General features: G+C 60.6%; 16 protein-coding genes. 9 read left to right on the forward strand and 7 right to left on the reverse strand.

The window, feature by feature from the left end; all coding sequences use genetic code 11:
- Positions 1-398: 398 nt before the first annotated feature.
- The 6 genes from LOY52_RS20855 to LOY52_RS20880 all read left to right on the forward strand — a co-directional run bounded on the left by LOY52_RS20855 (position 399) and on the right by LOY52_RS20880 (position 14,124).
- On the forward strand, positions 399-1,922 hold the full coding sequence (locus LOY52_RS20855) for a fumarate hydratase (protein ID WP_003227616.1): 1,524 nt from the start codon (positions 399-401) through the stop codon (positions 1,920-1,922).
- Positions 1,923-2,113: 191 nt separating this feature from the next.
- Positions 2,114-6,628: a SpvB/TcaC N-terminal domain-containing protein gene (locus tag LOY52_RS20860; protein ID WP_258675820.1), complete on the forward strand. Its 4,515-nt coding sequence runs from the start codon at positions 2,114-2,116 to the stop codon at positions 6,626-6,628.
- A gap of 20 nt (positions 6,629-6,648) precedes the next feature.
- Positions 6,649-9,321, forward strand: coding sequence for an RHS repeat domain-containing protein (locus LOY52_RS20865; protein WP_258675821.1), 2,673 nt, complete (start codon positions 6,649-6,651; stop codon positions 9,319-9,321).
- An 87-nt stretch (positions 9,322-9,408) separates the two neighbouring features.
- Positions 9,409-11,169: an ATP-binding protein gene (locus LOY52_RS20870; protein ID WP_258675822.1), complete on the forward strand. Its 1,761-nt coding sequence runs from the start codon at positions 9,409-9,411 to the stop codon at positions 11,167-11,169.
- Positions 11,169-12,500 carry a sigma-54 dependent transcriptional regulator gene (locus tag LOY52_RS20875; RefSeq protein ID WP_258675823.1) on the forward strand — a complete coding sequence of 444 codons (1,332 nt, stop codon included), beginning with the start codon at positions 11,169-11,171 and terminating at the stop codon, positions 12,498-12,500. The genes LOY52_RS20870 and LOY52_RS20875 overlap by 1 nt, the downstream gene beginning before the upstream one ends.
- A gap of 304 nt (positions 12,501-12,804) precedes the next feature.
- Complete coding sequence (locus LOY52_RS20880; RefSeq protein ID WP_258675824.1) at positions 12,805-14,124, forward strand: MFS transporter; 1,320 nt, start codon at positions 12,805-12,807, stop codon at positions 14,122-14,124.
- Positions 14,125-14,256: 132 nt separating this feature from the next.
- Here LOY52_RS20880 and LOY52_RS20885 read toward each other — a convergent pair whose 3' ends face one another.
- Positions 14,257-15,012, reverse strand: coding sequence for a hypothetical protein (locus tag LOY52_RS20885; RefSeq protein ID WP_258675825.1), 756 nt, complete (start codon positions 15,010-15,012; stop codon positions 14,257-14,259).
- Positions 15,013-15,354: 342 nt separating this feature from the next.
- On the opposite strand from LOY52_RS20885, the gene LOY52_RS20890 reads away from it, so the two are divergent.
- Both LOY52_RS20890 and LOY52_RS20895 read left to right on the forward strand, forming a co-directional pair.
- Positions 15,355-15,588 carry a hypothetical protein gene (locus LOY52_RS20890; RefSeq protein WP_258675826.1) on the forward strand — a complete coding sequence of 78 codons (234 nt, stop codon included), beginning with the start codon at positions 15,355-15,357 and terminating at the stop codon, positions 15,586-15,588.
- 252 nt (positions 15,589-15,840) lie between these two features.
- Positions 15,841-16,470 carry a flavin reductase family protein gene (locus LOY52_RS20895; protein WP_258675828.1) on the forward strand — a complete coding sequence of 210 codons (630 nt, stop codon included), beginning with the start codon at positions 15,841-15,843 and terminating at the stop codon, positions 16,468-16,470.
- A gap of 6 nt (positions 16,471-16,476) precedes the next feature.
- On the opposite strand, the gene LOY52_RS20900 is transcribed toward LOY52_RS20895, so the two are convergent.
- Together LOY52_RS20900 and LOY52_RS20905 are read right to left on the reverse strand one after the other, a co-directional pair.
- Complete coding sequence (locus LOY52_RS20900; RefSeq protein WP_007965872.1) at positions 16,477-16,719, reverse strand: hypothetical protein; 243 nt, start codon at positions 16,717-16,719, stop codon at positions 16,477-16,479.
- Between the two features lie 43 nt (positions 16,720-16,762).
- On the reverse strand, positions 16,763-17,116 hold the full coding sequence (locus LOY52_RS20905; protein WP_027612495.1) for an antibiotic biosynthesis monooxygenase family protein: 354 nt from the start codon (positions 17,114-17,116) through the stop codon (positions 16,763-16,765).
- 430 nt (positions 17,117-17,546) lie between these two features.
- On the opposite strand from LOY52_RS20905, the gene LOY52_RS20910 reads away from it, so the two are divergent.
- Positions 17,547-18,476, forward strand: coding sequence for an AraC family transcriptional regulator (locus LOY52_RS20910; protein WP_258675829.1), 930 nt, complete (start codon positions 17,547-17,549; stop codon positions 18,474-18,476).
- Positions 18,477-18,602: 126 nt separating this feature from the next.
- On the opposite strand, the gene LOY52_RS20915 is transcribed toward LOY52_RS20910, so the two are convergent.
- The 4 genes from LOY52_RS20915 to LOY52_RS20930 form a co-directional block, all read right to left on the reverse strand.
- Positions 18,603-19,658 carry an ABC transporter ATP-binding protein gene (locus LOY52_RS20915; RefSeq protein ID WP_258675830.1) on the reverse strand — a complete coding sequence of 352 codons (1,056 nt, stop codon included), beginning with the start codon at positions 19,656-19,658 and terminating at the stop codon, positions 18,603-18,605.
- Positions 19,659-19,671: 13 nt separating this feature from the next.
- Positions 19,672-20,520 (reverse strand): ABC transporter permease, encoded by an 849-nt coding sequence (locus LOY52_RS20920; protein WP_258675831.1) that lies wholly within the window; start codon positions 20,518-20,520, stop codon positions 19,672-19,674.
- A complete protein-coding gene (locus LOY52_RS20925; protein WP_258675832.1) occupies positions 20,517-21,425 on the reverse strand; it encodes an ABC transporter permease in 909 nt (302 codons plus the stop codon). The genes LOY52_RS20920 and LOY52_RS20925 overlap by 4 nt, the downstream gene beginning before the upstream one ends.
- A 201-nt stretch (positions 21,426-21,626) precedes the next feature.
- Positions 21,627-22,730 (reverse strand): ABC transporter substrate-binding protein, encoded by a 1,104-nt coding sequence (locus LOY52_RS20930; protein WP_027612490.1) that lies wholly within the window; start codon positions 22,728-22,730, stop codon positions 21,627-21,629.
- Positions 22,731-22,819: the final 89 nt, after the last annotated feature.

Genomic DNA, 22,819 nt, shown 5'->3' on the forward strand with positions numbered 1-22,819 from the left:
GAGGCTGACCGAGTGTCCTACTCTACAGACCGGATGCCACTTTAGAGGGGCGGTCGATAAATGACCACCGATTTTCGGGCCTGATAATTGACGTCAAAAACCCTTGTACATTGCCCTGTAGGAGCTGCCGAAGGCTGCGATCTTTTGATCTTGCTTTCAAAAGAAAAAGTCAAAAGATCGCAGCCTTCGGCAGCTCCTACAGAGATTGTGCGCCGACCATGCGACCAACGAATGACTGCCGGCGCGTGTATGCCCCGAAGAGGCGCGGTATACTGCCGCGCCTTTTTAGCGTCGCGCCAGCAGCCCCGGCGTGCCTTGAAAGGTGCTTGCGACCGACCGATGCACCCAAGCCGCAGGCACCTTATTGAATGTTCCCGTCTTTTAGAGGAGCGCGACTCATGACCGTGATCAAGCAAGACGACCTGATTCAGAGCGTTGCCGACGCCCTGCAGTTCATTTCCTATTACCACCCCGTGGATTTCATCCAGGCGATGCACGAAGCCTACCTGCGCGAAGAATCGCCAGCGGCCCGTGATTCGATCGCGCAGATCCTGATCAACTCGCGCATGTGCGCCACCGGCCACCGGCCGATCTGCCAGGACACCGGCATCGTCACCGTGTTCGTGCGGGTGGGCATGGACGTACGTTGGGATGGCGCGACCATGAGCCTGGACGACATGATCAACGAAGGCGTGCGCCGCGCCTACAACCTGCCGGAAAACGTCCTGCGTGCCTCGATCCTCGCCGACCCGGCGGGCGCTCGCAAAAACACCAAGGACAACACTCCGGCGGTCATCCACTACTCCATCGTCCCGGGCAACACCGTGGAAGTGGACGTGGCGGCCAAGGGCGGCGGTTCCGAGAACAAGTCGAAAATGGCCATGCTCAACCCGTCCGACTCGATCGTTGACTGGGTGCTCAAGACCGTTCCGACCATGGGCGCCGGCTGGTGCCCACCGGGCATGCTCGGCATCGGCATCGGCGGCACCGCCGAGAAAGCTGCGGTGATGGCCAAGGAAGTGTTGATGGAATCCATCGACATTCACGAACTGAAAGCCCGTGGCCCGCAGAACCGCATCGAAGAGATCCGTCTGGAGCTGTTCGAGAAGGTCAACCAGCTGGGCATCGGCGCCCAGGGCCTCGGTGGCCTGACCACCGTGCTCGACGTGAAGATCATGGACTACCCGACCCACGCCGCTTCCCTGCCGGTGTGCATGATCCCGAACTGCGCCGCCACCCGTCACGCGCACTTCGTGCTCGACGGCACTGGCCCGGCCTCGCTGGAAGCGCCATCGCTGGACGCTTACCCGGAAATCGTCTGGGAGGCCGGCCCGTCGGCCCGTCGCGTCAACCTCGACACCCTGACCCCGGAAGAAGTGCAGAGCTGGAAGCCGGGCGAAACCGTCCTGCTCAACGGCAAGATGCTCACTGGTCGCGACGCGGCGCACAAGCGCATGGTCGAGATGCTGAACAAGGGTGAAACCCTGCCGGTGGACCTGAAAGGTCGCTTCATCTACTACGTCGGCCCGGTTGATCCGGTCGGTGACGAAGTGGTGGGTCCGGCTGGCCCGACCACCGCGACGCGGATGGACAAATTCACCCGCCAGATCCTTGAGCAGACCGGTCTGTTGGGCATGATCGGCAAATCCGAGCGTGGCCCGACCGCGATCGAAGCGATCAAGGACAACAAAGCCGTGTATCTGATGGCCGTGGGCGGCGCCGCTTACCTGGTGGCCCAGGCCATCAAGAAGTCCAAGGTGCTGGCCTTCGCCGAGCTGGGCATGGAAGCGATCTACGAGTTCGAGGTCAAGGACATGCCGGTCACCGTCGCGGTGGACAGCAACGGTGAGTCGGTACACATCACCGGCCCGGCGATCTGGCAACAGAAGATTGCCGAAAGCTTGGCGGTAGAAGTGCAGTAAGCGTTTCGCAGCTGTAAAAAAGGCCGGCCCGTCAAACGACGGGCCGGCCTTTTTTGTGCCCGCCTGTCCGTGCGGGGCACCCTGCACATTAATGGTTCTTTGGCACCTGTCAGATCTGACAGGTTACGAAATCTCCACTTGTTGGTAGCGTCTGTCCACGCACGTGCTTCGCGTGTGCAATGGATTCGACCATGGCCGATCAAGAGCTGAGCATCATCACCCCGTCCATCGCCAGCAGCGCGTCGATCACCACGATCGGCAAAAGCTGGGGAGCGGTCGGCGCCACTGGCGCGGCGTCTTTTGAATTGCCAGTGCCTCTGTCCACCGGTCGTGGCTGGGATCCGCAACTGGCGCTGACTTACAGCAGTCAGGCCGGCAACGGGCCGTTTGGCATCGGCTGGAGCCTGGGTATTGGACAGATCAGCCGTCGTACCCAAAAAGGCGTGCCGCGGTATAGCGATCTCGATGAAATCATCGGTGATGACGGTGAAGTGTGGCATCCCGAACTGAACAGTGATGGCACAGCGAAGTCGCGTCCCGAAGACAGCTACAACGCAATTTCCGTCGGCGCTCATCACGTGGTGCGCTTCTGGCCACGGGTAGAGAGCGATTTTACCCTGCGCGAACGCTGGCAGCCCGTCACTGCGGACGGTAAACCTGAGGGGCCGCCATTCTGGCTGATCCACGGCGCGGACGGCGCCTTGCAGGTATACGGCAAGACCCGCGCGTCGCGCCGCGCCGATCCGGACGATCCACTGCGCGTCGGCAGCTGGCTGCTGTGCGAGAGTATGAACCCGCACGGCGAGCACATCTGCTTCGCCTACCTGGCCGATGATCAGGACCCCGACCCGACTGACGATTACCGCGCCCAGCGCTACTTGCGCGCAGTGTTCTATGGCAACGTCACTGCCAGCCAACATTTGTATAGCTGGACCGCGGATGATCCGGCCGAACTGGATTGGCATTTCCATCTGCTGTTCGATTACGGCGAGCGCACCTGTTCACTGACAGAGGCTCCGGTGTACGGTGGCGTCAGCCTGGCAGTCTGGGATAAACGCCAGGATCCGTTCTCCACCTTCGGTCAGGGTTTCGAGCTGGGCACACGGCGTCTGTGCCGGCAAATCCTGATGTTCCACAACTTCTCGCGACCTGCCGCAGAGGAGCCGCTGCTGGTGCGGCGCCTGCTGCTCGAGTACCCATCGCCCTCTGATCCGTGGACTTACAACCGGATCATCGCCGCGCATTATCAGGCCTTCGATGCCAGCGGCGCGCTGGAGACGACACCGCCGATGGAGTTTGATTACTCGCCCTTCGAGATCAATAAAACCCCGTCACGGATGTTCGCCGAAGACACCATGCCGGGCCTCGAGGATGGGCAGTTTTATCAGTGCGTCGATCTTTACGGCGAAGGTGTACCGGGTTTTCTCCGCCGCGACAATCAGTGCTGGTATTACCGCGAACCGCTGCGTGGAAAGTCTGGACCAAACGCCATCACCTATGCGACCTGGACTGAACTGGAACAGATCCCGATGGCCAGGCGCGACGCCGCCGCCCGGCAGATCTTGCTCGACCTGATCGGCAACGGGCGGCTGGACTGGATTTTTGCCCAACCGGGCATCAGCGGGTATCGCACGTTGAATGCCGACCGCAGCTGGTCTCCGTTCGTCGAACTTTGCCGCATGCCGCTGGAGTTTTTTCACACCCTTGCGCAACTGGGTGACCTGGAAGGTGATGGCCTCAACTCGCTGGCAATGATCGGTCCGCGTGCGGTGCGCTTGTATGCCAACCAACGGGAACAGGGTTTTTCCAGCGCCAAAGACGTGCTTCGCGAACACGATGAGGACAATTTGCCGCTGTTCGGCAACGCCGCCACAGAGCTGGTGTTTCTGGGCAACATGCTCGGCAGTGACATGAGCGAGCTGTGCCGGATCAGGCACGACGAAATCAAATGCTGGCCCAATCTGGGGCATGGCAAATTCGGCAAAGGTCGGGTCATCAGTGCCCTGCCCTTCCTGTATGACGAATTCGACGTCGCGCAAGTGCGGATCGCCGATATCGACGGCTCTGGTGCGCCGGCCTTGTTTTATCTGAAAACTGCCGGGTTCGAGATCTACCTCAATCGCGGAGGCTATGGCCTGGAACAAACGCCAGTCTTCGTGCCGTGGCCGGAAGGCGTGAGCTACGACCGCCTGTGTCAGGTCAATTTCGCCGACCTGCAAGGCCTGGGTTGTGCCAGCCTGATCCTGACAGTGCCGCACATGTCCCCCGAGCACTGGCGCTACGACTTTGTCGCGGCCAAGCCTTACTTGCTGACCGCTACCAACAACAACATGGGCTGCGCCACGCAGGTGGTCTATCGCAGCTCTGCACAGGAATGGCTGGATGAAAAACAGCAACGGCTTACCGAGCATCCCGAGGAAACGCCGGTGTGCCATCTACCGTTTGCGGTTCAAGTCGTCAGCCGGCAACGCCAGCTGGATGAAATTACCGGTAATTGCCTGACGCAATCATGCCTCTATCGCGAAGGCGTCTACGACAGCATCGAGCGTGAGTTTCGTGGCTTCGGCTACCGGGAACAGACCGACAGCGAACGTGCGACGGGCGATGACGAACTTGGATTCACAGCACCGGTGCGCGTCTGTACCTGGAACCTGACCGGGCAGGCGATGGATCGGCCAAGAAACGGCTACTTCGACGGTGACAGTGATGCCGTTGACTTGCGCCCAACAGTCTTCAGCCGCTATCACCCCAGTGATGAATGCGATGAACCGGTAACGCCAGTCAACGGCGACATACGCTATAAAATCGCACGCGCGCTGGTCGGTGCCGTCGCCCGTATCGAAACCTGGACCGGCACTGACGAGCCAGCCAATGCGCGGCTCTACGCCGTACAAGAATTTCGTTACCTGGTGCGTGATGTCCGGCCCGCCGATCTGCCTGAGCCGGCAGGCGTGCTGCTGGTACAGATCCTGGAAAAGCTCAGCTATCAATACGATGGTTTCATTGACGACCCGTTATGCCGCCATGAAGTCTTGATCAACAGCAGCAAATACGGCCACGCCACTCACAGCCTGACGATCAGCTATGCGCGACGGCGCCTGCCCGGCGATCCCCCGCCCTTCAGCGACCCCGACGAGCAACAGTGGTGGCGGGACGCGCATGACCCCGCGCAGCATTCGTATTATTTAGACGAAACGTGCGCGCGCTCGATCGATCTGGACAAGAACCATCAACAATGGCGCGTGGGCCTGCCCTGGCAGCAGCGCAGCAATGCGCTGGTACTGCCCAAAGGTGATCTGCCATCGGGCCTCAATCCACAAAAGGTGACATGGGATTTACTCAAAGAGCATGTTCGCTCGCCCGAGTGGAACGCTCTCCGGGTGCTGACCGGGCAAACCGTGCAGCGCTATTACAAAACGATAGATGGCAGCTTGTTGCCCGACGGCTCAGCCGACTTCGAAGCGCTGAACGCGCCGACGGAATTGACGCACTTTGACCGGACGGCCCTTGCCGCCTACGACGTTTTACCGCCTCCGTTCGATATCCGGCAGGAGCTGGCGAAAATCGGTTACACACTGATGCCGCTGCTGTTCGAAGACACAGCGGTAAACGCGGACGCAGAAAGCCTCTGGTCCGCGCATTACAACTACGCGAAGTACGCCGCTGCCAAGGATTTCTTCCGGATACTTGAATACCGCGAAACCCTTAGCCACGGCTGGACCAAGGCGCAGTACGACGAGTATCGCCTGCTGGTCATCAGCGTCGAACTGCCGGATGGCTGCATCACCCGCTGCGAATACGATTACCACGCCCTGCAGCCGGTGCGCATCATCGATGCCAACGAGAACATACAGGAAGCGCTTTACGAACCCTCGGGCCAACCGTTGGCGACCAGTTTCCACGGCACCGAAAATGGCATTGCCGCCGGCTTCCGCCCACTCAGCGAATACGTTCGCCCGGCAGATCCACGCCCGGACGCGGCCATCGCCGACCCGCAAGCGGCCGTGCAACAAGCTGCCAGCACCTTGCGCAAGGATTTGTTCAGCTGGATGGGACAATTGCCTGCGGCGGTCAACGCAACGCCGCAGTTGCTTGAACAATGGCTGGCCAGCGGCGATGTGTTGCCGAGCCTGCACATTCGCGCCAGCGCGCGCCGACGGCTGGCGCAATTGACGTCGCCGACTCCCGCCGAACAGGCACTGCGCGAACTCATCAGTACGGTAGCACGCACTCCGGCGCACAGCGTGGAGCTCAGTGCCGACCGTTACCCCAATGATCAGGTGGCGGCACAAGTGCAGATCATCCTCAGCTACGTGGACGGCTTTGGCCGCGCGTTGCAAACCCTGCAACGGGTCGAGCCCGGAATCGCCTATGCGGTCGCTGCCGATGGAACGCTGATCGTCGATCGCGGACAGCTGCGCGAGGAATATGCCGAGTCGCGCTGGCGGGTCAGCGCGCGGGTCGAGTACAACAACAAAGGGCTGGCGGTGCGCCAGTTCCGGCCGTTTTTTGCCGACGCCCATGGCTATGTCAATGATCAATCCCTGCGACGGTATGGTTACTTCGATCAACTGTTCTATGACCCGCTCGGGCGTGTGGTCAAGTTGATCAATGCCAAGGGCTATTTTTCCCGCGAGACCTATCATCCTTGGTATCGCGCCAGTGAGGATCCCAACGACACCGCCATAGAGGTACCTCTACATTGAATATCCACCGGCGTACCCCTTTGCTGGAAGCGACCGACAGTCGTGGACTCGCGGTGCGTCGGATCGCCTATTGGCGCAGCGATGCCGAAGCTCCACCGGTGACACTGGTGACTCGTCTGGAACATGATTTGGCCGGAAGTAATACCGCCCAATGGGATCCACGTCTGCCCATCCCCAGTCTTATGACTGTCTACACGCTGACGGGACAGCCTCTGAAGACCCAAAACGTTGACGCTGGCACCCGCCTGAGCCTGCCAGGGCTGGCAGGACAGACACTGCAACGCTGGGATGGTCGAAATGCAACCTGGCTCATGACGTATGACCACCAATTGCGCCCACTGACCATCAAGAATTCCAGCAGCCCGGCAGACGATGAAACGTTCACTTACGCTGATGCGTCGGCCGATGCCGGATACAACCTGCGCGGGCGAGCGCTGAGACAAGATGATTCTTCAGGTTCTTTGCAAGTGCAAAGCTATAACCTCGTCGGTCAAGCCGTTAGTGAAAAACGTATCTTTTTCGACGAGAAAACCTTTACCAGTCAACGCACCTATAACCCGCAGGGCCTTTTGGTGGAGCAGACGGATGCAGGTCAGCATCGACAGCAGATGCGCTACGATCTGGCCGGTCAACTCAAAGCCACACATCTGACGTTGAAGGGTGGAGTTCAGTCGTGGGAAGTGCTGCTCGACGCTCAATACAACGCCGCCGGACAGCTTGTCCTGCAAAGGTATGGCAACGGCGTGAGCGAGCACTGGCAGTACGATCCGGCCAATGCTCGCCTGTTCAGGCAATGGGCACAAAAAGACAGTGAGCCTCCCATTCAGGACTTCGAATACACCTACGATCCTGTGGGACTGATCACCCGAATCGTCGATGCAGCCTTCAAGCCGGTCTTTTTTGCCAATCAACGCTCCGACGGCACCCGTACGTTCAATTACGACTCCCTCTACCAACTGATTAGTGCCACCGGTTGCAGTGCCGCAGCACACCCGCAAGGCCCGACCTGGCCGCACCCCACCGACCCCAGAGACCTGCGCCAATACCGACAGACCTACGAATATGATCATGGCGGCAATCTGATCAAAATCATTCAGGTGCGCGAGGGTGCGAGCCGTACCCAGCAGATGTTCATCGACCTGCACAGCAATCGCGGCGTATGGCATGAGCCGGGGGATCCGCTCCCGGACCTCTCCCGCCTGTTCGATCCGCACGGCAACCTGATGGAAAGACTGCCTGGGCAACCGCTGCTATGGAATAACCGCGATCAATTGCAGTCAGTGGTGATGGTCTCCCGTCCCGACGCCCCGGACGACGCCGAACACTACCTGTATAGCCAGGGCATGAGGATCTATAAACGTCACGACCGCTTCGGTACAAAAATCAGCCACTTTCACGAAGTGCGCTACCTGCCGGGCCTGGAGATATCCTGTAAGGAAAATGGTGAAGAACTGCATACCATCACCGTCACGACCGGCGCAGGCACTGTTCGTTGCCTGTACTGGGAAAGCGATCCTTCGAATATCGGCAGCACGCAACTGCGCTACGGTCTGAACGATCACCTGAGTTCGTGCCATATCGAACTTGATCAGACAGCACAGTTGATCAGCCACGAACGATTCTTCCCGTTTGGCGCGACTGCCTCGTTCACAACGCCTTCAGATGTCGAGGTCGACTACAAAACCATCCGCTACAACGGCAAAGAGCTGGATCGCAGCGGGTTCTATTACTATGGCGAACGGTATTACGCTCCGTGGCTGGGGCGCTGGACGCAGCCGGACAGGCATGGCGTGGTGGATGGGTTGAATCTGTACTGCATGAGCGGTAACAACCCGATCAACTTTGTCGACCGGCAAGGTGCGATGGCCGCGCCCGCACAAACTGCAATCAATATGCCTTCTCCCGGCCCCACTCGCAGATCGTCAACGCAAAGCACAACGGCACAAGCACCCGCTGTGCCGGCATGGGTGGATAACCCTCAAGATAATCCACCTGGCCACCTTCCCCCAAAACCCGAGCAAACATGGCGCCAGTGGGGCAAGGCGACCGTACTGACAGCCGTCAACTCCAGGGTGGGGCTGGCCCTGCTACCCGTCAGTACATCGTCGCCTGCCAACGCAGTCGTCGTTGCAACAGTTTTGACAGCTGCTGCTCAATTCACACTAGGCGCCACGCTGTTCAATCCAGGCTGGTCCCCACCGGGGACATGGAATCCGGGTGGAGACGGCTCGCTGCCGCCCCCCGATGTTACTCAGCAAATCAACCGGACGTTCAACATGACCACGCTCGGCGTCACGACTACTGCGATGATTGGCGGCATGATACTGGGGCCGATAGTGGGCGGCTATGTCGATGAGTTGAGGGGCACCAAAGACAAGGCGGCGAAAAACGCTCAAGCAGGAAAATGGCTCGACAAGACCGACGAATTGATTGCGGAAGTGCGATTGCAAGAGCGCGTTTCTCACAAGGCACTGGATGCGTTGCGTGACCAGGTACTGGAGTCCGAGGCATTGACCGGGATAAGTTGGCGAAGCATGGACATGCTCGAGAAAATTACCCGAATGCGACCACCCAAGGCCAGCCAATTGTCGCGCAGGAACTCAGCGCCTTCTGTTTTCTCTCTGAACACCGATTTTCAGCGAGGTGATGCTTCTCGTATACCGCGTAGACGTAAACCCGCGACGGCTATGTAGAATGAGCTAACGCTTAGCCGCGCTTATCCTTTCGGGCCGGGGCCATGCTATGGTCTCGGCCCGACTTTCTGACTGTTTGCATCCAGCATGCTGCCGACTTCCCGTACCCTGCGTTTGTCGTTGTACACCCTGCTGATCATTGCCGGTGCGGCCCTCGCTGCGACCCTTGCCATCCGCCACGCTGAACGTCAGGCGCTGGAGGAAGACGCCACTCGCGCCAGCCAGCAGTTGGCGCTGTACGCCAACTCGCTGCACACCCTGATCGACCGCTACCGCGCCCTGCCCGCCGTGCTGGCGCTGGACCCGCAATTGCGCGGGGCGCTGGCCGGGCCGGTGGGTGCCGAACAACAGAACGCGCTGAATCTGAAGCTGGAGCAGATCAACGGCGCGGCGCAGTCCTCGACCCTCGAACTGCTCGATCACAGCGGCCTCGCGGTGGCCGCCAGCAACTGGCGCCTGCCGAGCAGTTACGTCGGTCACAACTACGGTTTTCGTCCGTACTTCAGTCAGACCCGCACTCAGGGCAGCGGACGCTTTTATGCGGTGGGCGTGACCAGCGGCATCCCCGGTTATTTTCTGTCCAGCGCGGTGCTCGGTGACAATGCCGAGTTCCTCGGCGCGATGGTGGTCAAGCTCGAGTTCCCCGAGCTTGAGCGCGAATGGAGCCAGGGCAGCGATACGCTGCTGGTCAGCGATGCGCGCGGGATCATCTTCATCGCCAACCAGCCCGGCTGGCGCTATCGCTCGTTGCGACCGCTCGATAGCCGCGATATGGCCGAGATCAAGCGCACGCGCCAGTACGACAAACAATCGCTGATCCCGCTGACGCATTTGTCGCTGCGTCACTTCGACGACAACAGCGACCTGCGCCGGGTCGAAGGCCCGGACGGAACGGCGGATTACTTGTGGGAATCGCTGCCGCTGACCACCGAAGGCTGGACCCTGCACCTGTTGCGGCGTCCGCAAGTGGCGTTCGAAGACTTGCGCAACGCCGGGCTGGCCGCTGCGGGTGTGTGGCTGGCGTTGGTGTTTTTGCTGTTGTTCCTCAATCAGCGCTGGCGCCTGTCGAAAATCCGCCAGCGCAACCGCGAAGAACTCGAACAACTGGTCGAAGAACGCACCCGTGATCTGCGCACCGCCCAGGACGGTCTGGTGCAATCGGCCAAGCTCGCGGCGCTGGGGCAGATGTCCGCCGCACTGGCCCACGAAATCAATCAACCGTTGACCGCGCAACGCATGCAGCTCGCAACGCTGCGCCTGCTACTTGAGCATGGCCGCGTCGACGATGCGTACAAGGCGCTCAAACCGGTGGACGACATGCTCACGCGCATGGCCTCGCTCACCGGCCACTTGAAAACCTTCGCCCGCAAAAGCCCCAGCGGCTTGCGCGAACGGCTGGATCTGGCGACCGTGGTCGATCAGTCGCTGCAACTGCTCGATGCGCGCCTGCGCGACGAACAGGTCAGCCTGGTGCTGCACCTGACGCGTCCGGCCTGGGTGCGAGGCGATGCGATTCGCCTCGAACAGGTGCTGATCAATCTGTTGCGCAACGCCCTCGATGCGATGCAGGGCAAACCGTGCAAACGCCTGGAAATTCGCCTTGAGACCGATGAACAGCTGTGGCGCCTGAGCGTGATCGACAATGGCGGCGGGATTGCCGAACAGCACTTGAACCAGGTGTTCGACCCGTTCTTCACCACCAAACCGGTGGGTGACGGCCTCGGTCTGGGGCTGGCAGTATCGTTCGCCATCGTGCATGAATCCGGCGGGCGTCTGAGTGTTGAAAATGGCGAGGCCGGCGCAGTGTTCAGCCTGACCCTGCCGATCGATCTGGAGGCACACATCTGATGCTCAACTCAGTGATGGTGGTCGATGACGAAAGCGGCATTCGCAGCGCCGTCGAGCAATGGCTGAGCCTGTCGGGGTTCGAGGTGCAGCTGTTCAGCCGCGCCGAAGATTGTCTGGCGGCACTGCAGGCGCACTTTCCCGGGGTGATTCTCAGCGATGTGCGCATGCCCGGGCTCAGTGGTCTGCAGTTGCTGGCCGAAGTGCAGAAACGTGACGCCGATTTGCCGGTGATTCTGCTGACCGGTCACGGCGATGTGCCGATGGCGGTCGAAGCCATGCGGGACGGTGCCTACGATTTTCTGGAAAAACCGTTCAGCCCGCAAACCCTGCTCGACAGCCTGCGCCGGGCACTCGACAAGCGTCGCCTGGTTCTGGAGAACCGTGCACTGCACGAGCAGGCCGACCACCGCGCCAGACTCGATGCGACGCTGCTCGGCGTGTCCCGTGGCATGCAGACTTTGCGTCGACAGGTGCTGGATCTGGCGGCGCTGCCGGTCAACGTGTTGATCCGTGGCGAAACCGGCAGCGGCAAGGAACTGATCGCGCGCTGCCTGCATGATTTCGGCCCGCGCGCGGACAAGCCTTTCGTGGCGCTGAACTGTGCGGCGATCCCCGAGCAGTTGTTCGAAGCCGAGTTGTTCGGCCATGAAAGTGGCGCGTTCACCGGCGCGTCCGGCAAGCGCATCGGCAAACTGGAATATGCCGATGGCGGCACGTTGTTCCTCGATGAAATCGAAAGCATGCCGCTGGCTCAGCAAGTGAAATTGCTGCGGGTGTTGCAGGAGCAGAAGCTGGAGCGCCTCGGCTCGAACCAGAGCATTCGCGTGGATCTGCGGATCGTCGCCGCGACCAAGCCTGATCTGCTGGATGAGGCCCGGGCCGGACGTTTTCGCGAAGACCTGGCGTATCGCCTGAACGTCGCCGAGCTGCGCCTGCCGCCGCTGCGCGATCGCCGCGAAGACATTCCGCTGCTGTTCGAATCGTTCGCCTTCAGCGCTGCCCAGCGCCTCGGCCGCACGTTCCCGCCGTTGAGCGGCGCGCAATTGAGTCATCTGCTCAGCCATGACTGGCCGGGCAACGTGCGCGAACTGGCAAACGTTGCCGAGCGGCAGGTGCTGGGGCTGGATGAGCCGGTGCAAGGCATCGATCCGGGCCAGTCCCTCGCGGCGCAGCAGGAAGCCTTTGAGGCGCAGTGCCTGCGCGCGGCGCTGACCCGGCACAAGGGCGATGTGAAAGCGGTGCTGGAGGAGTTGCAGCTACCGCGGCGGACCTTCAATGAAAAGCTGCAGCGGCATGGGTTGAGTCGGGAGATGTTTGTTCCGGGCAGCTGATTTATTGATTGTCGCTAGTGGCCCCTTCGCGAGCAGGCTCGCTCCCACATGGGATTTTTGCTCACCGCGTCTTCCTCTGTGGGAGCGAGCCTGCTCGCGAAGGGGCCCGTTGAGCCGCAGCAAATATCCACTCTAATGAGCGATTTTCCGCTCAATCAAATCAGGCAATAAGCGGATTTCCGCTCATAAAATCCTGCCACCCCCTCTAAACCGCCCCTCTCCCCGTTGGCACAGCTCCTGCTATAGCCCAGGCAGGCTGCGTTTCTACGCGCTCCACAAAAACAATTAAACGAAGGATCCTTCAATGGATAACTCCAACGCCCTGCCCCTTGGGTCGGCTGCCGCGCCCACCAAAGAAAGAACCACCGCCAGCCGGATCAAATCGATCTTCAGCGGCTCGGTCGGCAACATGGTCGAGTGGTACGACTGGTACGTCTACGCCGCTTTCTCGCTGTACTTCGCCAAGACCTTCTTCCCCGCCGGCTCCACCACCGCACAACTGATGAACACCGCCGCGATCTTCGCCGTGGGCTTCCTGATGCGCCCGATCGGTGGCTGGCTGATGGGTCTCTACGCCGACAAGGTCGGTCGCAAGAAAGCCCTGATGGCCTCGGTCTACCTGATGTGCTTCGGCTCCTTGCTGATCGCCCTCAGCCCGAACTACGAAACCATCGGCATCGGCGCGCCGATCCTGTTGGTCTTCGCCCGCTTGCTGCAAGGCCTGTCGGTCGGCGGCGAGTACGGCACCTCGGCCACCTACCTGTCGGAGATGGCGACCAGGGAACGTCGCGGCTTCTTCTCCAGCTTCCAGTACGTGACCTTGATCTCCGGCCAGCTCATCGCGCTGGGCGTGCTGATCGTGCTGCAGAACATGCTGACCACCGAACAGCTGTACGCGTGGGGCTGGCGTATTCCGTTCGCCATCGGCGCACTGTGCGCGATCGTCGCGTTGTACCTGCGTCGCGGCATGGAAGAAACCGAATCGTTCACCAAGAAAGAGAAGTCCAAGGAAAGCGCGATGCGCACCTTGATGCGCCACCCGAAAGAACTCCTGACCGTGGTCGGTCTGACCATGGGCGGTACGCTGGCGTTCTACACCTACACCACCTACATGCAGAAATACCTGGTGAACACTGTCGGTATGAGCATCTCCGACTCGACCACCATTTCTGCCGCCACGCTGTTCCTGTTCATGTGCCTGCAACCGATCATTGGTGGTCTGTCCGATAAAATCGGTCGTCGTCCGATCCTGATCGCCTTCGGCGTGCTCGGTACGATCTTCACCGTGCCGATCCTGATGACCCTGCACACCATCCAGACCTGGTGGGGCGCGTTCTTCCTGATCATGGCGGCACTGATCATTGTCAGCGGCTACACCTCGATCAACGCCGTGGTGAAGGCCGAGTTGTTCCCGACCGAAATCCGCGCGCTGGGCGTCGGCCTGCCGTACGCACTGACCGTGTCGATCTTCGGCGGCACCGCCGAATACATCGCGCTGTGGTTCAAGAGCATCGGCATGGAAACCGGTTACTACTGGTACGTGACCGCGTGCATCGCGGTGTCGCTGCTGGTGTACATCACCATGAAAGACACGCAGAAACACTCGCGGATCGTGACTGACTGATCGGGTTTTCACAGCCACTGCAACGGTGATTGTGATGGCCCCTTCGCGAGCAGGCTCGCTCCCACATTGGATCTGTGATCGACACAAATCCCTTGTGGGAGCGAGCCTGCTCGCGAATGCCGCGACTCGGTATCAAGTCAACTCGGCCACCGGCGGCTTGCCATAACGCTTCTGCGCATACGACGCGCCGACAATCATCACCAGCAGAATCCCCGCCAGCACTGCCGACGAGCCGATGGTGCCGAAATCCAGGCCACCCTTTTCATGGGACTTGGTCATCAGGTCGCCCAGGGTCGCACCGAACGGCCGGGTCAGCACAAACGCCACCCAGAACAACAGCACCGACGAAATCTTCGTGAAGTATTTGAGTGCCACGACCACGGCAATGGTCGAGCCGATCAGCAGCGCGCCACCGGCAAACCCCAGGCCCGAATCATCGGCCAGATAGTCGCCGAGCGCCGTGCCCAGGGTGTTGGAAAACAGAATCGCCATCCAGTAGAACATCTCGCCACGGAAGGTCTGCACCTTGCTGACGTTCAGCGAATCGCCGCTCAGGCGCCAGGCCGCGAAGATCGCCAGCAGAATCGCAATCAGGATCATCGACCCGGTGGCATAGCCGAGCCCGAGGGTGCGGTCCATGAAGTCGGACATGGTAGTGCCGGCGGTGCTGGTGGACAGAATCACGATCCAGTACAGCAGCGGCTTGTAGGTCTTGGCCATCAATTGGCTGATCAGGGTCAGCACGAACACGCTGATCAGGATCAGCGAGCTGAGGGCGTAACCAACGTTGAGGGTCATCGACAGCAAATCCCCCGCGGTTTCCCCCAGGGTCGTCGCGCAGATTTTCATGACCCAGAACGCCAGGGTGATTTGAGGCAGTTTGTCCATCGCAAGCAAAGCTCCAGTGTGGGACGGCCGGTTCTTGGTTTTCTGGCCGTGGGCAGACTGGCGTTGCGCCGGTGAAAAAGCGGTCGGCAACAGATGAAAAATCCGTCATATCGCGAAAAACAGCGATTAATCCCCCATTAATGCTGCCCCGGCATCCTGCCAATACCTGATCGATGACCTGCGCGGCGTTCGCTCCCGACAGTGGCAGCCCATTCAATGCGCCGCCCTTAATATCAATTTAATCGATTGTTTTTAGCATTATTTTGCGCTTTTTAATCAATTTAGTTGGCGTAGCATTAAACCCAAGCAAGACACACCGCCAACCCATCCGGAGTCACGAACATGAAAACCAAACTGATCCTCGCCCTGACCCTCTCCGTACTGGCCGCCAATACCTTCGCTGCCGATGGCTCGGACAGAACCAAATCGGCCGACTTCATCTCCGGCGGCACCGCTGCCATCGAAACCAGCCATTCGGGCACTTACGCCGCTGACGGTTTCGATAAAACCAACATCGGCAAAACCGTGGCCGCCGATGGTTTCGACAAGACCGGTACTGCCGCAGCCATCAGCTGAATATCAGCAGTCCTTCCACAGCCCGGCTTAGGCCGGGCTTAGTCATTTCTGAAGCCGCACAATTCTCAAATCCACCAAAATCCCCTGTAGGAGCTGCCGAAGGCTGCGATCTTTTGATTTTGTTTTTAAGAGCAAGATCAAAAGATCGCAGCCTTCGGCAGCTCCTACAGGGGATCAGCGTCTGGCTGGAAATATGCGGGGCGTCCTTGCACTATGGCTGCATCCAAACGCAGCCTCAGGAATTCATTCATCATGTCCGATGACATCCACTACTACGAACCCGCCAACGGCCACGGCCTGCCCCACGATCCGTTCAACGCCATCGTCGGCCCGCGCCCTATCGGCTGGATTTCTTCGCAGGATGCCGACGGCCAGCTGAATCTTGCGCCTTACAGTTTCTTCAACGCGTTCAACTACATTCCGCCGATCATTGGTTTTTCCAGCGTCGGGCGCAAAGACAGCCTGAACAACATCGAGCAGACCGGCGAGTTCGCCTGGAACCTCGCCACCCGGCCGCTGGCCGAGCAGATGAACCAGAGCTGCGCGATGGTCGCGCCTGAGGTCAACGAGTTTGAACTGGCGGGGCTGACGCCGGCGGCGTCGAAGGTGATTGCGGTGCCACGGGTAGCCGAAAGCCCGGTGTCCTTCGAGTGCAAGGTCGCGCAGATCATTCAGTTGCAGCGCGCCGATGGCGAAACCGTGCCGAGCTGGCTGATTCTCGGCGAAGTGGTCGCCGTGCATATCGCCAAGTGGCTGTTGAAGGACGGGATCTACGACACCGCCGCGGCAGAACCGATTCTGCGCGGCGGCGGGCCGGCGGATTATTTCCAGTTGGGGCCTGAAGCCCTGTTCAAGATGTGGCGCCCGGGGGCGGGCAAGTAAGCGCGGTTACCAGATCAGCTCGGCGTCATCGGTGACGCCCTTGAGGCGGTCCAGCTCATTGATGGCAGCCTCATCGGCAGCGATGGCGCCGGGGAATACCTGATCACCCAGCAATTTGTGAAAGCGTGGCGCACCGCCATCGACCAGGGCCTTGACCGCGATTGCCGCGTGATAACCCTTGTTGCCGCCCAGCTCGACGGGGACAACTGCGGAGACTGCTTCGAAGTGTTCAAACTCTTTACGTGCCATGGCACACATCCTGGCTCAGACCAATAAGCCGGACATTAAACCCTCAACCGGCGAGTTTGTGTATCGGTGCCGGGCATTGTCCGAGCGCCTGCGCCGCCGACACCTCTTTGAAGGTGTGGAAATCCAGGCTGTTGACCACCAGGTCCTGGACCAGTTCGGCAAAGATCTGCATCGACGGGCTGTTGAAATACGCGGTCATCGCCTGTTGATGGCTCCAGAAACCGGAAACCAGCCACAGCTCCGGATCGCATTGCGAATGCTGCAGGGCAAAGTTCAGGCAACCGGGGGCGTTGCGTGACGGTTCGATCAATGCACTGAGGCGTACACCCAGTTCGGCGGAGCGTCCGGCGCGCGCTCGAACGAAGGCCATATGACTGACGGGAATCTGCTTGGACATGTTCAACCCTCCCAGGGAGTCGCGTGGCAGCCGGGGGACGGGCTGCGACAGGATCCAAGATTAAGGGCCGCGCGCAAGGTACCGTTAGTCGATTCCTGTCGCTGCGTTGCACAATCCTGCGAGACTGCACAAATGCCCGGCATCGATGGGTAGAAACCTGTCACACCGCTGTCACAACGCTTTTGTGTAGGAGCTGCCGAAGGCTGCGATCTTTTGACTTTTGTTTTTAAAATCAAAAGATCGCAGCCTTCGGCAGCTCCTACAGGGGGATTCGACCCAAGGGGTAAGGTGGCGGTCGCGGGCTGATGGCCGGCACGCAAAAGCAGCCCATGCAGAATCAGGCAAGCATTTGACAGGATGTGTCTACCGCTGGCGCTTGCACAAATATAGGCTCTGCCCCATTCCAGATTCCTTGCCGAGGATGCCGTGCATGACGTCATTCGATCGTTTCCAGTCTCCGCCCGATGCCGACATGGAAAAACAGCGCGCAGAACTCGCGGCGATCATCCGCCGCAACACCACGGACGACGGCAGTTATCAGACCGCCATCGGCTCGCTGTTCATGTCGCGCCACACAATATCCCATGACTTCGCCCCGGTGCTGGCGCAACCGGCGCTGTGCATCATGGCTCAGGGCCGCAAAGAGGTGCGCCTGGCGGATGAGTTCTTCAATTACGACCCGCTGAATTACCTGGTGGTCTCGGTCTCGATGCCGCTCAGTGGGCGGGTGGTGAATGTCTCGCCGGAGGAGCCGATCCTCGCCGTGCGCCTGGACATCGACCCGGCGGAAATCACCGCACTGATCGCCGACGCCGGCCCCATGGGCGTGCCGACCCGACCGACCGGGCGCGGCCTGTATGTGGAAAAGATCGACAGCGCGATGCTCGACGCGGTGCTGCGTCTGGCGCGACTGCTGGACGCGCCGAAAGACATTGCCATGCTCGCGCCGCTGATTCGCCGGGAGATTCTCTATCGCCTGCTGCGCAGTCCGCAGGGTCACCGTTTGTATGAAATCGCGATTGCCAACAGCCAGAGCCATCGCATCAGCCAGGCGATCAAATGGCTCAACGGCAACTTCGAACAGCCGCTGCGCATCGATGATCTGGCGAAAGAAGTGAACCTCAGCGTCTCGACCCTGCATCACCGCTTCAAGGCGATGACCGCGATGAGTCCGCTGCAGTATCAGAAGCAATTGCGCCTGCAAGAGGCGCGGCGCCTGATGCTGGCCGAAGGGCTGGAAGCGTCGGCGGCGGGCTATCGAGTGGGTTACGAAAGCCCGTCGCAGTTCAGCCGCGAGTACAGCCGCTTGTTTGGTGCGCCGCCGTTAAGGGATCTGGCGCGGTTGCGGCAGTCGGTCTGATCCGGACTTGGCGTTGCTGCATCTGGTGCTTTCGCGAGCAGGCTCGCTCCCACAGAGGAACGCATTTGCAAATGTGGGAGCGAGCCTGCTCGCGAAGAGGCCAGCGAGGGCAACATCAAATCCTGATCAAGCCCCCAATACCCGACACGCCTCACTCGGCAACGTCACAGACACCGGATGCCCGATCCCCAAACCGATCCCCTGACACGGCGTGCTCAACGCCGTGAACGTCACCCCGGAACACTCCACCGTGGTCTCGATGGTCGCGCCGATATCGCGCACGAACGTCACCTTGCCGAGCAAGCGATTGCCCGCCGTCGCCTGCGGTGCGGACAGTTGCAGGTCTTCCGGACGAATCAGCATCTTCACCTTCTGCCCCGCCTCGATGCTGCTGCAGATCGGCACTTGCAGCGCGTCACCGCCCGGCAGGCTGACCTTGCCGTCGCCCAGCGCCGTGGCCGGAAAAATGTTGCCCGAACCGATGAAATCGGCGACGAACTCGTTGGCCGGGTGCCGATAGATTTCGATCGGCGTGCCCACCTGCTGCACCTTGTGCTCGCCCAGCACCACGACGATGTCGGCCATGGTCATGGCTTCGCGCTGGTCGTGGGTGACCATGATCGTGGTGATGTTCAAGCGCTGCTGCAACTGGCGGATTTCCACCTGCATCGACTCGCGCAGCTTGGCGTCCAGCGCCGACAACGGTTCGTCGAGCAGGAGAATTTTCGGCCGCGAGGCGATGGCCCGGGCAATCGCCACCCGCTGCCGTTGCCCGCCGGAGAGTTTCGCCACCGGCCGGTCGATCATCGCTTGCAGCTGAATCAGCTCCAGCAACTCCACCACCCGCGCCTGCTGCTCGGCCTTGCTCACGCCGCGCAGTTTCAGCGGATAGGCGATGTTCTCGCCGACAGTCATGTGCGGGAACAGCGCCAGCGACTGGAACACCATGCCGAAGTTGCGCAGGTGCGCGGAGGTGTGGCCGATGTTCTCGCCATCCAGGCGAATCTCGCCGCCGGTGAGGGTTTCCAGCCCGGCGATCATCCGCAGCAAGGTGGTTTTTCCGCAGCCCGAGGGGCCGAGAAAACACACCAGTTTGCCTTCCGGCAAATGCAGATTGACGTCCTGTACCGCGCAAGCCGAGCCGTAGAATTTCTCGACGTTTTCCAGAATCAGACCAGTCATGTTGCACCTCAAATCAAAAGGAAACGCCGCCCTCGCCCACCAGCTTCTCCAGCGCCCAGATCAGGACGAAGTCGATCAGCACGATCAGCACGGCAAACGAGAACACGGTAGGGTCGAGCGATGACACGGTGCGGCTGTACATCCAGATCGGCACGGTCATGACGTCGATGGTGTAGAGGAAATAGGTCACGGTGAATTCGTTGAACGAGACGATGAACGCCAGCAGCATCCCCGCCAGAATCCCCGACTTCATCAACGGCACCACCACATCGACAATCGCCCGCAGCGGTGAAGCGCCGAGCATCCGCGCCGCCTCCTCGACTTCGCTGCCGATGGAGAGCATCGCGGCGGTGCAGTTTTTCACCACGAATGGCAGTGCCAGAATCACGTGGGCAATCACCAGGCGCGAAGTGGTCAAGTGAAACGGCAGGCTGTCGAACACCAACAGCAACGCCAGACCCAACACCACCATCGGAAACACCAGCGGCAGCGACATCAGTTGCAGCGCCACGGCTTTGCCGCGGAACTCGCAGCGGGTCAGCGCATAGGCGGCGGGCACCGCGATCAGCGTGGCAAAAACCATCGTCAGGCACGACACCAACAGGCTGGTGGCCATGGCCTGGCCGAGGCTCAGCACGTCGCTGGCGTCCGGCGAAACGAAGGTGTGCCAGGCCGCCTTGTACCACTGCAGGCTGTAGCTGCTCGGCGGGAAGTCGAGGTTCGACGCACCGCTGAACGACATCACGATCATGGTCAGGATCGGCAACACCGCCAGCAGCAAAATGGACCCGGAAAGGATCCCGGCGAACTTGCCGGTGTCGCCGGGCAGCAGCGCCATGCGCTTCTTGATCAAAGTACTCATTGCGATGCCTCCAGCAGACGCCGACGACGGCCGGTGATGTATTCGGACAGGGTCATGATCGCCAGCGTGGTGACGATCAGCACCACCCCGGCCGCCGATGCCGCGGGCCAGTTCATCAGCGGCGCGATCTGGTCATGCACCATCACCGCGAGCATCGGCACACGGCGGCCACCGAGTAGCAACGGCACGACAAAACTGCTGGCGTTGTAGGCGAACACCAGCGTCGCCCCGGTGATGATCCCCGGCAGACTCATCGGCAACACCACCTGACGGAACACCTGAAAACGGCTGGCGCCCAACGTCGCGGCGGCTTCTTCGTAGGTACGCGCAACACCGCGCATGGCGCTGGCAATCGGCAGCACGGCCAATGGGAACGCGGTCTGCACCAGGCCCATCAGCACGCCGTTCTGGTTGTACAGCAGCATGATCGGGCGTTTGATCAGGCCCAGGCCCATCAGCGTCTGGTTGAGCATCCCGCCCGGGCCGAGAATCACCAGCCAGCCGTAGCTTTGCAGCAGCAGGTTGACCAGCAGCGGCAACAGCACCGCGGCGAGGAAAATCCGCCGCACGAACGGCGAGGTCAGCCGCGACATGGTGTACGCCACCGGGATCGCCAGCAGCACCGCGATCACTGCACTGATCAGCGCCAGACGCAGGGTCAGCAGCAGGGATTTCAGATAGTAGGGTTCGAGCAATTGCGCGTAGCTGGCGAGGCTGAACCCGCTCCACTCCGCGCCTTTAGTGCCGACACTCATGCGCAGCACCAGCAGGCTGGCGGCGATCAGCACACCGAGAAACAGCATCGACGGCGTGAGGAAAATCCACGCCCGGGCGGTCGGCGAAACACCGCGCGGCGGGCGCAAATCAGCGGCGCCAACCGGTTGGGTCAGGGATTGATGTTCCATAGCAATGATCTCGTCAATGGAAAAACAACAGGATTGAAATCCGGGATAAACCCTGTGGCGAGGGAGCTTGCTCCCGCTGGGTCGCGAAGCGGCCCCATGAATGGCTAGACGCATTCGCAAGGTTGCCATTCAGATTGCGGCTGCTTCGCAGCCGAGCGGGAGCAAGCTCCCTCGCCACAAAAGATTTTCAGTCCTCGGAAATCAGGAAGAAAAAATTTCCGTATAGCGACGAATCCATTGGTCATGCACGGTCGCCAGGAAGGCGTTGTCGTGCATGATCGCCTTCTCGGCAATCTGCTCCGGGGTGAGGATGTACGGGCTCTTGCGCGCTTCGGCGGAGATGATCGCCTTGGCGTTGACCGGGCCGTTGAAGATGTCTTCGGCCATCTTGCCCTGCACCAGCGGGTCGAGAGAGTGGTCGATGAAGGCGTAGGCCAGGTCGGTGTCGCCCGGCCGGTTCTTCGGCATCACCGAGAGCATCAGGTCGGTGTAAAAACCTTCCTTCATGCCGAACGTGGCACCGAGGCCGTAGTTCGGATCGCGGATCTGCTTGGGGAAAAATGCCGGGGCGTACAAGCCGCCCATGTCCAGGGACCCGGTGCGGAACAGCTCGGCGATCTGGTTCGGGTTCTCGCCCAACGTCACCACACGATCCTTGAGCTCGGCGAGTTTCTTGAAGCCCGGTTCGATGTTGTGTTCGTCACCGCCGGCGAGTTTCGCGGCGATGATGATCAGGTCCATGGCCTCGGTCCAGTTCGGCGGCGGCAAGAAAATGTTCGGCGCCAGATCGGCATCCCACAGCGCGGCATAACTGTCCGGTGCCTGTTTGAGGGTGCGGGTGCTGTAGACCAGACTGTTGCACCACAGCAAGTAACCGATGCCGTGCCCGTTGGCGCCGGTGCGGTATTTTTCCGGTACGTCGATGAGGTTGGGAATCCGGTTGAGGTCGGGCTTTTCCAGCAGTCCGGCGGCGGCCAGACCTTCGGCGCCGACCCCGGCCAGGGTGATGATGTCGTACTGCGGACGGTCACCGCCGGCCTTGAGTTTGGCGACCATTTCCGAGGTGCTGCCGGTGCGGTCGGCAATGACCTTGGCGCCGGTCTTGGCCTCGAAGGTGGCGGCGATATTGCGCAGTGCGGCGAGGCCGGTGTCATCCGACCAGGTCAGCAAACGCAGAGTCTTGCCGGCGAACCGCGTGTCGCTGGCGCTGGCCCGGATGAAGGGCATGCTCAGGGCCGCCGCCGCTACCGAGGCGACGCCGACGGTTTTAATGAATTGACGCCTGTTCAGATCGTGCTCGCCCATGACGGACTCCCTTTGTTCTTTTAAGTATGAGGTTGGTCGCAACCGTTGCATCCGCGCAGCCGGATCCGCTGCAGGCCTTGTATTAAAAG

Source organism: Pseudomonas sp. B21-051 (assembly GCF_024748795.1).
GTDB lineage: Bacteria > Pseudomonadota > Gammaproteobacteria > Pseudomonadales > Pseudomonadaceae > Aquipseudomonas > Aquipseudomonas putida_A.

Bases quoted from the DNA above. Each gene is read 5' to 3' on its own strand.
- LOY52_RS20855 (WP_003227616.1), top strand. From the start codon at position 399: ATGACCGTGATCAAGCAAGACGACCTGATTCAGAGCGTTGCCGACGCC.
- LOY52_RS20860 (WP_258675820.1), top strand. From the start codon at position 2,114: ATGGCCGATCAAGAGCTGAGCATCATCACCCCGTCCATCGCCAGCAGC.
- LOY52_RS20870 (WP_258675822.1), top strand. From the start codon at position 9,409: ATGCTGCCGACTTCCCGTACCCTGCGTTTGTCGTTGTACACCCTGCTG.
- LOY52_RS20875 (WP_258675823.1), top strand. From the start codon at position 11,169: ATGCTCAACTCAGTGATGGTGGTCGATGACGAAAGCGGCATTCGCAGC.
- LOY52_RS20880 (WP_258675824.1), top strand. From the start codon at position 12,805: ATGGATAACTCCAACGCCCTGCCCCTTGGGTCGGCTGCCGCGCCCACC.
- LOY52_RS20885 (WP_258675825.1), bottom strand. From the start codon at position 15,012: ATGGACAAACTGCCTCAAATCACCCTGGCGTTCTGGGTCATGAAAATC.
- LOY52_RS20890 (WP_258675826.1), top strand. From the start codon at position 15,355: ATGAAAACCAAACTGATCCTCGCCCTGACCCTCTCCGTACTGGCCGCC.
- LOY52_RS20895 (WP_258675828.1), top strand. From the start codon at position 15,841: ATGTCCGATGACATCCACTACTACGAACCCGCCAACGGCCACGGCCTG.
- LOY52_RS20900 (WP_007965872.1), bottom strand. From the start codon at position 16,719: ATGGCACGTAAAGAGTTTGAACACTTCGAAGCAGTCTCCGCAGTTGTC.
- LOY52_RS20905 (WP_027612495.1), bottom strand. From the start codon at position 17,116: ATGTCCAAGCAGATTCCCGTCAGTCATATGGCCTTCGTTCGAGCGCGC.
- LOY52_RS20910 (WP_258675829.1), top strand. From the start codon at position 17,547: ATGACGTCATTCGATCGTTTCCAGTCTCCGCCCGATGCCGACATGGAA.
- LOY52_RS20915 (WP_258675830.1), bottom strand. From the start codon at position 19,658: ATGACTGGTCTGATTCTGGAAAACGTCGAGAAATTCTACGGCTCGGCT.
- LOY52_RS20920 (WP_258675831.1), bottom strand. From the start codon at position 20,520: ATGAGTACTTTGATCAAGAAGCGCATGGCGCTGCTGCCCGGCGACACC.
- LOY52_RS20925 (WP_258675832.1), bottom strand. From the start codon at position 21,425: ATGGAACATCAATCCCTGACCCAACCGGTTGGCGCCGCTGATTTGCGC.
- LOY52_RS20930 (WP_027612490.1), bottom strand. From the start codon at position 22,730: ATGGGCGAGCACGATCTGAACAGGCGTCAATTCATTAAAACCGTCGGC.